Origin of the sequence: Spirillospora sp. NPDC048823, from assembly GCF_043198445.1 — a bacterium.
Classification (GTDB): Bacteria; Actinomycetota; Actinomycetes; order Streptosporangiales; family Streptosporangiaceae; genus Spirillospora.
Genome location: NZ_JBICUT010000001.1, coordinates 523,073 through 536,365, shown reverse-complemented (window position 1 = coordinate 536,365; position 13,293 = coordinate 523,073). Strand labels below are relative to the sequence as shown.

The window sequence follows — 13,293 nt, the reverse complement described above, 5'->3', positions numbered from 1 at the left end:
GCTCACTGCGCCGTCAGCGGCTGAAGCTTGGCCTGCAGGTCGGAGAGGGCCTGCTCGACGGGCTTCTTGCCGGTGACGGCGTCGTACATCTCACCCTGGATCGCGGCGGTGACGTCGCCGTACTTGACCGCGACGGGACGCGGCCTGGCGCTCGTGATGGCCTGCTTCAGGACCGGCAGGTACGGGAACTTCTTCACCATCTCCGGGTCGTCGTACAGCGCGGTGATGGTCGGCGCCTGCGAGGTCGCGAGCAGGTTGGCGCGCTGCGCGGCCGCACTGGTCAGGTACCGGATGAAGTCGAGCGAGGTCGCCTTGTTCTCGGCGAACGCGGAGATCGCGAGGTTGTGCCCGCCGAGGTTGGCGACGCCGGGGCCGTCCGGCCCGGGCAGCGGCGCGACGGCGAACTCGCCCGCCACCTCCGAGGAGCCGTCCTCGGAGTCGGCAAGCGCGTACTGGTAGGGCCACTGCCGCTGGAACAGCAGCTTGCCGGACTGGAAGTGGCGGCGCCCGCCTTCGGTGTCGAGCGTGACGGCCTCGTCCGGCATCCGGGTCTTCTTGGCGTTCACCAGGAACTCGACGCCCTGCTCGGCCTGCGGCGTGTTCAGCGCGGGCTTGCCGTCCTCGCCGATGATCGAGCCGCCGGCGGCCGCGATCGCCTCGACCGCGCTGATCGTCATGCTCTCGGTCTTGTTGACCTCGGTGAAGTAGCAGTCGACGTCCTCGCCCTCGGGCAGCTTCCGCACCTTGTCGCAGGCGTCCCACATCTCGTCGTAGGTCTTGGGCGGCGCCGGGACCCCGGCCTTGTCGAGGAGGTCCTTGCGGTAGTAGAGCATCCCGGCGTCGGACGTGGACGGCACCGCGTAGAGCCGGCCCCGGTACTGCCCGGTCTTGATCGTCGCGGGCAGCATCGCCGACAGTTCGATCTTGTCGTTCTCCGTCCGGGGGGACGACCCCCCAGACCCCCCGGACGAAGGCGCCATAGGCAGTTCGGTGAGCCAGCGGTTGGCGGCGAACTCGGCGGTCCACACGACGTCGAGGTTCAGCACCGAGTAGGCGTCCGACTTCGTCGTGGCGTTCTGGATCATCTGCCGGCGCTGGTCGTTCGGCTCGTCCGGCAGTTCGATGACGCGGACCCGCTCCTCGGGGTGGCCGGCGTTCCAGCCGTCCACCTGCTTCTGCAGGTTGCCGGACCGGTCCTTGCCGGTCACGAAGGTGATCGGCCCGCGGCCCTGCAGGCTCTCCGCGCTGGTGCCGCCCTGCGGGCCGCCGCCGTCATCGCCGCCGCAGGCGGTGAGCGAGAGTGCCAGGGCCGCGCAGACGATGCCGGCGATCGGGGGGATGCGCCGCATGGTGTCCTCCTTCGCGGGACGCGTCTTCGGGGAACGCCGTCCCGCCGCTCCGGGATTGGGGTGGCTGGAGCGGGACGTTAGCAACGCGTTTCAGTCTCGTAAACACCTTGCAGAAACTTTCAGCAAGTCCGTGGCCAATCTGTAACTCTTTACAGGGCTCGTGGCAAACCCGGTCGACACGCCGCGACGCCTGCGCCAGGCTGCCCCCGTGGACGACCCCGTGAACGGCAGCGCACTCGACCTCGTCCGCGACCACACGATCCTGTCGGTCGTGACCGGGTCGCGGGCCTACGGGCTGGCGACCGGTGAAAGCGACGTCGACCGGCGCGGCGTCTACGCGGCGCCGGCCCCGCTGTTCTGGGGTTTCACGAAACCGCCCACCCATCTGGACGGCCCGCTGCCCGAGCAGTTCTCCTGGGAGCTGGAGCGGTTCTGCGAGCTGGCCCTGGCCGCCAACCCGACCGTCCTGGAGTGCCTGTGGTCGCCGCTCGTGGAGAAGGTCACCCCGGTCGGCGAGGAGCTTCTCGCCGTCCGGCCCGCCTTCCTGTCCCGGCACGCGCACCGCACGTTCCTCCGCTACGCCGAGGCGCAGTTCCGCAAACTCGAAGGCGACTTGCGCAACGGCGGCGTGCCGCGCTGGAAGCACGTCATGCACATGCTGCGGCTGCTCGTCAGCGGCCTGCACCTCGTCCGGCACGGCGAACCGCGCGTGGACGTCGAGGACCTGCGCGACCGGCTCCTCGCCGTCCGCCGCGGCGAGGTCGGCTGGGACGAGATCCAGACCTGGCGCGCCACCCTCACCGCCGACCTGGACAGTGCCCTGGACGGCAGCCCGCTGCCCGCCGAACCCGACCGCGCGAAGGTCGAGGCACTGCTGATCTCCGTACGACGCAGGAGCGTGGACTGGTGAACCTCCCCGAAGGCCTGCTCGATCGCCTCGAGGCCGACCACCCCCACCCCCGCGCGTTCGTCACGGTCAGCGGTGCCCACCTGTACGGCTTCCCGTCGAGGGACTCCGACGTCGACCTGCGCGGCGTGCACCTGCTGCCGCTCGAAGAGATCGTCGGCCTGGAGACGGGAGATCAGACCGTCACGCTGATGTGGGACCACGCGGGAGTGGAGGCCGACGTCGTCACCCACGACCTGGCCAAGTTCTGCACACTCCTCCTGCGGCGCAACGGGTACGTCCTGGAACAGGTCATGTCGCCGCTCGTCGTCACCACGTCGCCGGTGCACGAAGAGCTCAGGGAACTCGTCCCGGGACTGCTCACCTCCAACCACGCGCACCACTACCTGGGGTTCGCGCGGTCCCAGCGGAAGGCGTTCGAGGAGACGAACGAGCTGAAGCCGCTGCTCTACACGTTCCGGGTCCTGCTGACGGGCATCCACCTGATGCGGGCGGGCGAGATCGAGGCCGACCTGACGCGCCTCACCGGCGACGGGCCCTCCTACCTGACCGACCTGATCGAGGCGAAGCGCGCCGCCGAACACGGCGCCGTGCCCGGGGACGCGCCCGCCGCCTCCCGCCTCAAGGCCGACCTGGACGCGCTCACCGCCCGCCTCGCAGAGGAACGAGACCGCAGTGACCTCCCGGAACATGCCCAGAACTTCCCTGCCGTGCACGATCTCGTGGTCCGCACGCGCCTAAGCTGAACCTTGCGGTGCCTCCCCTCCGTGCCACTGGGATATACGGACTGTTCAACGCAACCACCTGGTGTGTCCGCCACGTACCACGGGTGATTGCGGAGCCGAGGAAGGGGAGCGATGCGGGACCAGGGCATCGACGAAAAGGACATCGCGGAGGCGGATCTCAGGACCCGGCGGGGCGTGTTCCGCGCCGTCGCGTTCCGGGACCCGGTCGACGGGCACGAGCACATGGCGCTCGTCCGGGGCGACATCCGGGGCCGGGAGAACGTGCTCGTGCGGACGCACTCCGAGTGCATGACCGGCGACATCTTCGCCGCCACGCGCTGCGAGTGCGGGGACCAGCTCGGCGCGGCGCTGGACGCGATCGTCCGCGAAGGCGCCGGTGCCCTGGTGTACCTGCGCGGGCACGAGGGACGCGGCATCGGGCTGGTGGCGAAGGTCCGCACCCACATCCTGCAGGACGACCAGGGCCTCGACACCGTGGACTCCGCCACGGCCATCGGGCTGCCGGTGGACGTCCGCGACTACGGGCCGGCGGCGCGCGTCCTGCGGTATCTCGGGGTCCGGTCGGTGCGGCTGCTGTCGAACAACCCGGTCAAGGTGAGCGCGCTGGAGTCCTACGGCGTCGCCGTCGCGGCGCGCGTGCCGCTCCTCGTCCCGGTCAGCGACGACAACGTCCGCTACCTCACCGCCAAACGCGACCGCCTCGGCCACGACCTCCCGCAGCTGGACGTCCCCGGGCTGGACCACGGAGCTCTCGGTGAGGCACCGGTCAGCGAGGTCCACGGATGACGCGGCCGATGACGGCCGCGCGGCCGATGAGGACGGCGCCGGCGGGCATCCTGTACACCGCCGGGACGCCGCGCGGGAGGCGGCTGACGCCGACCCGGGGCGTCGAGCTGGCGGCCGCGGTGGGCGTGCAGTTCGCGCTGCTGGCGCTGCTGCGGCCCGGCCTCGCGGGCGTGGCGGCGGGCGCCGTGTACGCGCTGGTGTCGTGGGGCGTTCTCAGCGGGGCGTTCCACCGGCGGCGGACGCTGGGGCCCGCCGATCACGTCACGCTGGGACGCGTCGTTCTCACGGGCGGTGTCACGGCCCTGGTGGCGGCGCAGCTGATGGGCGCCGGACACACGTGGACGCTGGTCGCGATCGCGTCGGTGGCGCTCGTCCTGGACGGGGTGGACGGGCAGGTCGCCCGGCGCACCGGGACGGCCTCGAAGCTCGGGGCCCGGTTCGACATGGAGGTCGACGCCTTCCTCGTGCTGGTGCTGAGCGTGCAGGTCGCGTGGTCCGCCGGGGCGTGGGTGCTGGCGATCGGGGCCATGCGGTACGTGTTCGGCGCGGCCGCGTGGGCGGCGCCGTGGCTGCGCGCGGACCTGCGGCCGAGCATCGCCCGCAAGGGCGTCGCGGTGGTGCAGGGCGTGGCGCTGACGGTCGCCGCGGCGGGCGTCGTCCCGTACGCGGGGACGCTCGTGGCGGCGGCGCTCGCGCTGCTGGTGTGGTCGTTCGGACGGGACGTCGCGTGGCTGTTCACGCGGCGGCACGCGGGCCGGCCGGGGGACGGGCGGAGCCGGGGCGGCCGGAACGATCGGGGAAGTCGGGGGAGCCGGGGGAGGAGCACGGATGGAGCGCGAAGCCCGCGCCTTCTGGATCCGGTCGCCCGGTAACGGGGAGATCCGCGACGTCGTCCTGCCGGAGCCGGGGCCGGGTGAGGTGGTCGTCCGGTCGGTCTGCTCGGGGGTGAGCCGGGGGACGGAGTCGATCGTCTTCCGCGGCGGCGTCCCCCCGAACCAGCACGCGATCATGCGGGCGCCGTTCCAGGACGGGACGTTCCCGGGCCCGGTCAAGTACGGGTACCTGAACGTCGGCGTGGTCGAGCACGGCCCGCCGGAGCTGGCCGGCCGGCACGTGTTCTGCCTCTACCCGCACCAGACGCGGTACGTCGTCCCGGCGGGCGCGGTCAGCCCGATCCCGGACGGGGTGCCGCCGGAGCGGGCCGTCCTGGCCGGGACGGTGGAGACCGCCGTGAACGCGCTGTGGGACGCGGCGCCGCTCGTCGGCGACCGCATCGCCGTGGTCGGCGCCGGGATGGTCGGCTGCTCGGTCGCGGGGGTCCTCGCGGGGTTCCCGGGCGGCGACGTCCAGCTGGTCGACACCGACCCGTCCCGCGCCGCCGTCGCGCGGGCGCTCGGCGTCCGGTTCGTCCTGCCCGAGGAGGCCGAGGGCGGCTGCGACCTGGTGGTCCACGCCAGCGCGACCGACGCGGGGCTGGCCCGGTCGCTGGAACTGCTCGCGCCGGAGGGGCAGGTCGTGGAGCTGAGCTGGTACGGCGACCGGCGGGTCAGCGTCCCGCTGGGCGAGTTCTTCCACTCGCGGCGGCTGACCGTCCGGGGCAGCCAGGTCGGGGCGGTGCCGCCGGCCCGCCGGGCGCGGCGGAGCTTCGCCGACCGGCTGGCGCTGGCGCTGCGGCTGCTCGCGAACCCGGGCTTCGACGCGCTGATCACCGGCGAGAGCGCCTTCGGCGACCTGCCGCGCGTCATGCCCCGCCTGGCGAGCGGTGAACTTCCGGCCCTCTGCCACCGAATCACCTACTGAGTCCTTTCGAACCCGACCATCTGGAGGACGACCTTGTTCGGCATCACCGTCCGCGACCATGTCATGATCGCCCACAGTTTCCGCGGTGAGGTGTTCGGCCCGGCGCAGCGGCTGCACGGCGCGACGTACGTGGTGGACGCGACGTTCCGCCGGGCCGATCTCGACCCCGACGGCCTCGTCGTCGACATCGGGCTCGCCACCCGCGAGCTCGCCGGCGTCCTGGGCGGGCTGAACTACCGCAACCTGGACGACGAGCCGGACTTCGCGGGCGTCAACACCTCGACGGAGTTCCTCGCCAAGGTCATCGCCGACCGGCTCGCCGAACGGGTCCACGCGGGCGCGCTCGGCGAGAACGCGCGCGGCCTGTCCGGCGTCAAGGTGGCGCTGCACGAGTCGCACGTCGCGTGGGCCGAGTACGAGCGTGCGCTGTGAGCGGTCACGAGATCTGCTTCGTCGTCCCGGGCGACATCGGCGACGCCGACGCGCCGAGCGGCGGCAACCACTACGACCGGCGGCTGTGCGACGGGCTGACCGCGGCGGGGCGCACCGTCCGGGAGATGCCGGCGCCCGGGGCGTGGCCGCGTCCCGACGCCGCGGCCCGGACGGGGCTGGCGCGGTCGCTCGCCGCGCTGCCGGACGGCGCCGTCGTCCTGCTGGACGGACTGGTGGCGTGCGGCGTCCCCGAGATCATCCTCCCGGAGGCGGGCCGGTTGAAGCTCGCCGTCCTCGTCCACCTCCCGCTGGCGGACGAACCGGGGCAGGACGACCTGAACGCGGGCGAACGCAAGGTGCTGGAGGCGGCCGGTGCCGTCGTGGCGACCAGCCCGTGGGCCAAGGAGCACCTGATCGCCCACCACGGCCTCGTGCCGTCCCGCGTCCACGCCGTCACCCCGGGGACCGACCCCGCGTCGCTCGCGACCGGGACCGACGGGGCGACCCGCCTGCTGTGCGTGGCGTCGGTGACGCCGCGCAAGGGCCACGACGTCCTCGTCGAGGCCCTCGCCGCCCTCGCGCACCTGCCGTGGAACTGCGATTTCGTCGGCCCGCTGCGCCGCGACGCCGAGTACGTGACGCGCCTGCACCGCCTGATCGCCCGGCACCGCCTCGGCGACCGCGTCCATCTGGAGGGGCCGCTGACGGGCAAGCGGCTCGACGACGCCTACGACGGCGCCGACCTCCTCGTCCTCGCGTCCCGCGCCGAGACGTACGGGATGGTCGTGACCGAGGCCCTCGCGCGCGGCATCCCGGTCGTCGCGACGAGGGTGGACGGCGTCCCCGACACGCTCGGCTGGGACCCCGCGGGCGCCGTCCCGGGGCTCCTCGTCCCGCCGGACGATCCCCCGGCGCTGGCCGCGGCGCTGCGCAGCTGGCTGGTGGAGCCCGAGCTGCGGGAGCGGCTGCGCGCCGCCGCCCGGCAGCGCCGCGGCATGCTGCCCGGCTGGGACGACACCGCCCGCCGCATGGCCACCGTCCTGTCCCGCCTGCGCAGGGAGACCCGATGAGTTTCGATCCCGCCTGGCTGGCGCTGCGGGAGGGGGCCGACGCCGCCGCCCGCGCCTCCGAACTGCTCGACCCGCTCCGGGACGCGCTCCCGCCGGGTGAGCCGCTGGTCATCTGGGACCTCGGCTGCGGCACCGGCTCCCTGGGACGCTGGCTGTCGGGCCGGCTGCGCGGACCGCAGCACTGGATCCTGCACGACCACGACCCCGGACTGCTCGACCGGGCCCGCGACAACGTCTACGTCACCGCGGACGGGCTGCCCGCGACGATCGAGACCCGCAAGGGCGGCCTCGAATCGCTGCGCGCGTCCGACCTCGCCGGCGCGTCGCTCGTCACCGCGTCCGCGCTGCTGGACGTGCTGACCGCCGCCGAGGTCGAGGCCGTCGCCGCCGCGGCGGCCTGCCCGGTGCTGCTGACCCTGTCGGTCGTCGGGCGGGTCAGGCTGTCCCCGCCGAACCCGCTGGACGCCGAGATCGCCGCCGCGTTCGACGCCCACCAGCGCCGCGACGGCCTCCTCGGGCCGGACGCCGTCACCGCCGCGACCGCGGCGTTCGGGCGGCGCGGCGCCTCGGTCCGGACGCGGCCGAGCCCGTGGCGGCTCGGCCCCGACCAGGCCGCGCTGACCGCCGAGTGGCTGCGCGGCTGGGTCGCCGCCGCCATCGAACAACGTCCCGGCCTGGGCCGGGCCGCCGGCGGCTACCTGCGCCGGCGGCTCGCCGAATGCGCCGCCGGCGGGCTGACCGCCGAGATCCACCATGTCGACCTGCTCGCTCTCCCCGGGGGTTCCGTCCGATGAGGTTCTGGGTGACCAAGCTCTGGCCGTGGCTGCGCCTGCTCACCGGGCTGGGCATCCTCGCCGCGCTCCTGTGGTGGCACAGCTCGGACGCGTTCGTGGACGCGTTCCAGGCCATCGACGCCCGGTCCGTCGTCATCGCCCTCGCCATCGGGCTGGCGACGACCGTGCTCAGCTCGGCCCGGTGGTGCCTGGTCGCCCGGCGTCTCGGCCTGCGGCTGCCCATGGCGGAAGCCGTCTCGGACTACTACAAGGCCCAGTTCCTCAACGCCGTCCTGCCGGCGGGGGTCGTCGGCGACGTCCACCGGGCGGTCAGCCACGGCCACCGGTCCGGTGACGTCGGCCGCGGGGTGAGGGCCGTGTTCCTCGAACGGGTGACGGGCCAGATCGTCCCGGTCGTCGTGGGCGTCGCCGTCCTGTTCACCCAGCCGGCCGTGCTGTCGGCCATGGCGCCGGTCATGACCCCGGCCCTGGTCGCGATCGCGGTCGTCCTGAGCGGGCTGCTCGTGCTGGCCCGCTGGCGTCACCGTGCCCTGGCGGCCATGTTCGCCGACGCGCGCGCCGTCCTCGACATCTGGCCCGCCGTCGCGGTCCTGTCCGTCGCGGCCCTGGCCGGGCATCTGACCCTGTTCGCGGTCGCCGCCCGCCTCGTCGGCGCGACGGCGCCTCTCGTCACCCTCGTGCCGCTGCTCCTGCTGGCGCTGCTGGTGATGGTGCTGCCGGTGAACGTCGGCGGATGGGGTCCCCGCGAGGCCGTCCTCGCCGTCGCGTTCGGTGCCGCGGGCCTCGGGTCAGCGCAGGGCCTGACCGTCTCCGTCGTGTACGGGGTGCTCACGTTCGTCGCGTGCCTGCCCGGCGCCGCGACCCTGCTGCTGAAGCGCCGCGAGGCAGTCCCCGAAAGCCGCGACCAGGTTCCGCAGAGCGTCCCGGCCCTTGCGGGCGTCGGCCAGTGACGGCCGCCCGATGACGCCGGACGCGGTGTAGGGGGCCATCCCGGCCGTCAGGAGGTGCCGCCGGTCATCGGCCAGGTGATCGGCGGCGGCGTATCCGTCCCGCACGAGTTCCGGGTGGGCGTGCAGCAGGATCGACGTCTCCAGTTCCCCGGCGTGCATGTCGCCGTCGTTCGACGTCTCGATGCCCGCCGCCGTCCGCGCGTCGGCCCACTCGTCCGGGCCGGGGAACAGCGCCATGTCGCCGTGCGCCTCCTGGACGACGTTGCCCAGCACGTAGTTGCCGCCGTGCCCGTTCACCAGCACCAGTTTCGGCACCCCGGACCTGCGCAGCGACTCGGCGACGTCCCGTACCACCGCGTGCAGGGTGGCCGCCGAGATGCTCACCGTCCCCGGCCAGGCGGCGTGCTCGTGCGAGCACGAGATCGTCACGGGCGGGAGCGTCCGCACCGGGTGGGCCTTCGCGATCTCCCGCGCGACCGTGCAGGCGATCACCGTGTCCGTCGCGAGCGGCAGGAACGGGCCGTGCTGCTCGTGGCTCCCGATCGGCAGGACCGCTACGGGGACGTCCGGTTCCTCGGAACTCGTGTGCATCGGCAACATGCCCACAACTGTGCCGCACCCGCCCGGAGACCGGTGGGCTCAGCCGTCGAGCAGTTCGCGGACGAGCGCGCCGACCTGGTCGGTCTCGGTGAGGAAGCCGTCGTGGCCGCTGCGCGACTCGATCACCCGCAGCCGGTCCGCGCCGGGGATCCCGGACGCCAGTTCGGCCTGCTGGGACAGCGGGTAGAGCCGGTCGGAGTCGACGCCGGCGACCAGCGTCCGGGCCGTGACCCGGCGCAGCGCCGCGGCCGTGCCGCCCCGGCCGCGGCCGGCGTCGTGGCCGTTCATCGCCTCGGTGAGCACCACGTAGCTGCCCGCGTCGAAGCGTCCCACCAGCTTGCCGGCGTGGTGGTCGAGGTAGGACTCCACCTGGTAGCGCCCGGACCGCCAGGGGTCCTCGCCGTCCTGCGGGCGGCGGCCGAATCGGGCCTGCAGCTCCGGTTCGCTGCGGTAGGTGATGTGGGCGAGCCGGCGGGCCGTGCCCAGCCCGGCGTGCGGCCCGTGCCCCGGGGCGGCGTCGTAGTAGTCGCCGCCGCGCCAGCCCGGGTCGGCGCGGATGGCGTGCAGCTGGACGGCCGCCAAGGCGATCTGCTCGGCGCTCGCCGCCGCCGTGGTGGCGAGCAGCAGCAGCGCCGAGGTGCGCTCCGGATACGACACCGCCCACTCCAGGGCCCGCATCCCGCCCATCGACCCGCCGGTCACCAGGGCCCAGCGGTCGATGCCCAGCGCGTCGGCCAGCTGCGCCTCGGCGATCACCATGTCGCGCTGCGTCACGTACGGGAAGGACCCTCCCCAGGGTCTCCCGTCCGGCCGGCGCGAGGACGGCCCGGTGCTGCCCTGGCAGCCGCCCAGCACGTTGGGGACGACGATGAACCAGCGGTCGGTGTCCAGAGGGCGGCCGGGCCCGACCAGCCCGTCCCACCAGCCGGGCGTGGGATGCCCCGGCTCGATGGGCCCGGCGAGGTGGCCGTCCCCGGTGAGGGCGTGCAGCACCAGCACCGCGTTGGAGGCGTCGGGGGCGAGCCGCCCCCACGTCTCGTACGCGAGCCGCACCTCGGGCAGGGTGCCGCCGGCCTCCAGCGGCAGCGGCCGGTCGAGGGTCACCCACTGCCGCCGCCCGGGCGGATCCCCCTCCCGCCAGGCTCCGGAGACCGGCGGGAGGGAGAGTGACGCGGTCTCGGTACCGGCGGTCAGGGCGCGCCCTTCGCCGCGCGGAAGCCGGCCTCCAGGTCGGCCTTGAGGTCGTCGGCGTTCTCGATGCCGACGCAGAGCCGCACCAGGCCGGGGGTGACGCCGGCGGCGGCGTGCTCCTCCGGTGTGAGCTGGCTGTGCGTGGTGGACGCCGGGTGGATGATCAGGCTGCGCACGTCACCCATGTTGGCCAGGTGGCTGAACAGCTGGACGCCCTCCACGAACCGCCGCCCCGCATCGATGCCGCCGCGCAGTTCGAAGGCCAGCACGGCGCCCGTCCCCTGCGGCAGGTACCGCCGGGACGCCTCGTGCCACGGGCTGGACGGCAGCCCCGGGTAGTGGACGGCCGTCACCTCCTCGTGCTGCTCCAGCCACTCCGCCAGCTTCTGCGCGTTGGCCGAGTGGCGCTCCATCCGCAGGCTGAGCGTCTCCACGCCCTGCAGCAGCAGGAACGCCGAGTGCGGCGCGATGGCCGGGCCGAGGTCGCGCAGCAGCTGGACCCGCATCTTGATGCCGTAGGCGCCCGGGCCCAGGGCCGGCCAGTAGCGCAGGCCGTTGTAGCTGGGGTCGGGCTCGTTGAAGTCGGGGAACCGCTCGGGGTCCGCACCGAAGTCGAACGTGCCGCCGTCGACGACGACGCCCGCGATGGTGGTGCCGTGCCCGCCGAGGAACTTGGTCGCCGAGTGCACCACGATGTCGGCGCCGTGCTCCAGGGGACGCACCAGGTACGGGGTCGCGATCGTGTTGTCGACGATCAGCGGCACGCCCGCGTCGTGCGCGACGTCGGCGACGCCGCGGATGTCCAGCACGTTGCCGCGCGGATTGCCGATGCTCTCGGCGAACAGCGCCTTGGTGTTCGGCCGGATCGCGGCCCGCCAGGCGTCGAGGTCGTCGGGGTCGTCCACGAGGGTGACCTCGATGCCGAACTTCGGCATGGTGTGCCGGAACAGGTTGTGCGTCCCGCCGTAGATGGTGGAGGCGGAGACGATGTGGTCGCCGGCGCGCGCCAGGTTCCAGATCGCCATCGACTCCGCGGCCTGCCCCGAGGCGACGGCCAGGGCGCCGACGCCGCCCTCCAGCGCCGCGACGCGCTTTTCGAAGGCGTCCTGCGTCGGGTTCATGATGCGGGTGTAGATGTTGCCGGGCTCGGCGAGCGAGAACAGGTTCGCGGCGTGCTGGGTGTCGCGGAAGACGAAGGAGGTCGTCTGGTAGATCGGCACGGCCCGCGCGCCGGTGGTCGGGTCCGGCTCGGTGCCGGAATGCACCTGCCGTGTCTCGAACGACCAGCCGGACTCGGCGGACGGGGCGGGGTCGGCGTGCTCACTCATGGCTCTCCTAGGGCTGGGACGGGGCGGGCGGTCTGCGGAACCGGCGCGAGCACGGCCATGCCGGATGCGGGAGGCGCGGGGCACGCGTACGCGGGGGCGGTTCCGGGCGTGCGCGGCGCGGGAGGCGGCCGGCTCGCGGGACGGCGCCGGGCAGGGGCGGCGTCAGCTCGTCACGCGGCAACAGCTGCTGCTGGTGACGCGCCCGTAGTCGACGTGACGGCGGGCCACAAGCAAGGTCATTGCCGCAGTTTACCCTGGTCACGACCTTGCTTATGGGTAACGTGCGTCACAAATCGCCGGTTTGGGTCGTTCTCCGGGGTCTTCCGGCCGTTTCCGAGCCGGTCCGAACGCTCAGGCGGGCACGAGATCGTCACGGCCGGGAACGTCCGTCCCGGGCGCGTCCTCCCGGTGCCGGTCGCGCTCGGCCAGGTGACCGGCGTCGCGTTCGCGCAGGTGATCGCCGTGCCCGCCGGCGGCGGCGAGCACGGGCCGCGCCGCTCGCGGCGCCGGGCCGGCGGGCCGGCCACCGGGCCATTCGGTGCTCGCGCCGCGTAGGGCGAGGACTCCGCCCTGCCGCACCCGCCCGGCGGTGGAGACCAGCGTCACCGCGCCCGCCAGCAGAGCGGCCGCGACGAGCCCGTCCGTCCAGTAGTGGTTCGCCGTCACGACCACCACGACCACCGTGACCGGCGCGTGCATGGCGACGACCCACCGCCACCGGCTCCGCGACACCCGCAGCACCGCGACGGCGACGAGGATCGCCCACCCGATGTGCAGCGACGGCATCGCCGCGTACTGGTTCGCGATCCCGCCGGTCTCCGGCGGGTAGGCGGACGGCCCCACGGTCATCATCGTGTCCACGGCGCCGATGCCGGCCAGCCGCGGCGGCGCCAGGGGGAACAGCACATGCACCACCAGCCCGGCCGCCGTCAGCGCCACCAGCTCGTTCCGCACCCTGCCGTAGGACGACCGGTGCCGGACGTACAGCCAGACCAGCAGCAACGCCGTCCCGGGAAAGTGCATGCCCACGTAATACACATTCGCCAGGAACGCCGTCTGGTCCCATCCGAGGGCCCATTGCTGGAGATCGACCTCGCTGGGCAGCCACGACCGCTGGAACTCCCACAGCCGTGCCGCGTTCGCCATCGCCTCGGCGGGCCCGTGGTCGAACAGCGACCGGCCCCACTTGTAGAACGCGAACAGAACCGCCAGCAGCCCGGCCTCGGTGACCAGCGGCCGCATCCGGCCACGCATCACTACGCCGCTCGCCATCTGTTTCCTCCCCGTGCCCGGTCGTCTCCGCCTAATAACAACCTTCGCGTCCGACACTTCCCCGGGCA

General features: G+C 73.5%; 13 protein-coding genes and 1 pseudogene. 9 read left to right on the top strand and 5 right to left on the bottom strand.

Annotation, left to right across the window (positions count from 1 at the left end):
• Nucleotides 1-2: 2 nt before the first annotated feature.
• Nucleotides 3-1,349 carry an ABC transporter substrate-binding protein gene (locus ACGFK0_RS02305; RefSeq protein WP_392898851.1) on the bottom strand — a complete coding sequence of 449 codons (1,347 nt, stop codon included), beginning with the start codon at nucleotides 1,347-1,349 and terminating at the stop codon, nucleotides 3-5.
• Between the two features lie 208 nt (nucleotides 1,350-1,557).
• Here ACGFK0_RS02305 and ACGFK0_RS02300 point away from each other — a divergent pair, with 208 nt between their 5' ends.
• From ACGFK0_RS02300 to ACGFK0_RS02260, 9 genes and pseudogenes are all read left to right on the top strand, one after another.
• Nucleotides 1,558-2,259 (top strand): DNA polymerase beta superfamily protein, encoded by a 702-nt coding sequence (locus tag ACGFK0_RS02300; protein WP_392898849.1) that lies wholly within the window; start codon nucleotides 1,558-1,560, stop codon nucleotides 2,257-2,259.
• Entirely contained in the window at nucleotides 2,256-3,002 is a 747-nt protein-coding gene (locus ACGFK0_RS02295) for a DNA polymerase beta superfamily protein (RefSeq protein WP_392898847.1), read from the top strand. The genes ACGFK0_RS02300 and ACGFK0_RS02295 overlap by 4 nt, the downstream gene beginning before the upstream one ends.
• A gap of 111 nt (nucleotides 3,003-3,113) precedes the next feature.
• Complete coding sequence (locus ACGFK0_RS02290) at nucleotides 3,114-3,788, top strand: GTP cyclohydrolase II (RefSeq protein ID WP_392898845.1); 675 nt, start codon at nucleotides 3,114-3,116, stop codon at nucleotides 3,786-3,788.
• Between the two features lie 8 nt (nucleotides 3,789-3,796).
• A complete protein-coding gene (locus ACGFK0_RS02285; RefSeq protein WP_392898843.1) occupies nucleotides 3,797-4,660 on the top strand; it encodes a CDP-alcohol phosphatidyltransferase family protein in 864 nt (287 codons plus the stop codon).
• Nucleotides 4,617-5,588, top strand: coding sequence for a zinc-binding alcohol dehydrogenase (locus tag ACGFK0_RS02280; RefSeq protein WP_392898841.1), 972 nt, complete (start codon nucleotides 4,617-4,619; stop codon nucleotides 5,586-5,588). The genes ACGFK0_RS02285 and ACGFK0_RS02280 overlap by 44 nt, the downstream gene beginning before the upstream one ends.
• A gap of 33 nt (nucleotides 5,589-5,621) precedes the next feature.
• Complete coding sequence (locus ACGFK0_RS02275) at nucleotides 5,622-6,020, top strand: 6-pyruvoyl tetrahydropterin synthase family protein (protein WP_392898838.1); 399 nt, start codon at nucleotides 5,622-5,624, stop codon at nucleotides 6,018-6,020.
• Complete coding sequence (locus ACGFK0_RS02270) at nucleotides 6,017-7,090, top strand: glycosyltransferase family 4 protein (protein WP_392898835.1); 1,074 nt, start codon at nucleotides 6,017-6,019, stop codon at nucleotides 7,088-7,090. The genes ACGFK0_RS02275 and ACGFK0_RS02270 overlap by 4 nt, the downstream gene beginning before the upstream one ends.
• Nucleotides 7,087-7,884, top strand: coding sequence for an SAM-dependent methyltransferase (locus ACGFK0_RS02265; protein WP_392898832.1), 798 nt, complete (start codon nucleotides 7,087-7,089; stop codon nucleotides 7,882-7,884). The genes ACGFK0_RS02270 and ACGFK0_RS02265 overlap by 4 nt, the downstream gene beginning before the upstream one ends.
• Nucleotides 7,809-8,669: pseudogene (locus ACGFK0_RS02260) on the top strand (lysylphosphatidylglycerol synthase transmembrane domain-containing protein); the annotation flags it as partial. The gene ACGFK0_RS02265 and the pseudogene ACGFK0_RS02260, both read left to right, overlap by 76 nt.
• Before the next feature lie 3 nt (nucleotides 8,670-8,672).
• On the opposite strand, the gene ACGFK0_RS02255 reads toward ACGFK0_RS02260, so the two are convergent.
• From ACGFK0_RS02255 to ACGFK0_RS02240, 4 genes are all read right to left on the bottom strand, one after another.
• Entirely contained in the window at nucleotides 8,673-9,434 is a 762-nt protein-coding gene (locus ACGFK0_RS02255; RefSeq protein ID WP_392898830.1) for a creatininase family protein, read from the bottom strand.
• Between the two features lie 39 nt (nucleotides 9,435-9,473).
• Nucleotides 9,474-10,628 carry a homoserine O-acetyltransferase gene (locus ACGFK0_RS02250; protein WP_392899590.1) on the bottom strand — a complete coding sequence of 385 codons (1,155 nt, stop codon included), beginning with the start codon at nucleotides 10,626-10,628 and terminating at the stop codon, nucleotides 9,474-9,476.
• Nucleotides 10,625-11,953 carry a bifunctional o-acetylhomoserine/o-acetylserine sulfhydrylase gene (locus ACGFK0_RS02245; protein WP_392898827.1) on the bottom strand — a complete coding sequence of 443 codons (1,329 nt, stop codon included), beginning with the start codon at nucleotides 11,951-11,953 and terminating at the stop codon, nucleotides 10,625-10,627. The genes ACGFK0_RS02250 and ACGFK0_RS02245 overlap by 4 nt, the downstream gene beginning before the upstream one ends.
• A gap of 351 nt (nucleotides 11,954-12,304) precedes the next feature.
• Nucleotides 12,305-13,225 carry a phosphatase PAP2 family protein gene (locus ACGFK0_RS02240; RefSeq protein ID WP_392898825.1) on the bottom strand — a complete coding sequence of 307 codons (921 nt, stop codon included), beginning with the start codon at nucleotides 13,223-13,225 and terminating at the stop codon, nucleotides 12,305-12,307.
• Nucleotides 13,226-13,293: the final 68 nt, after the last annotated feature.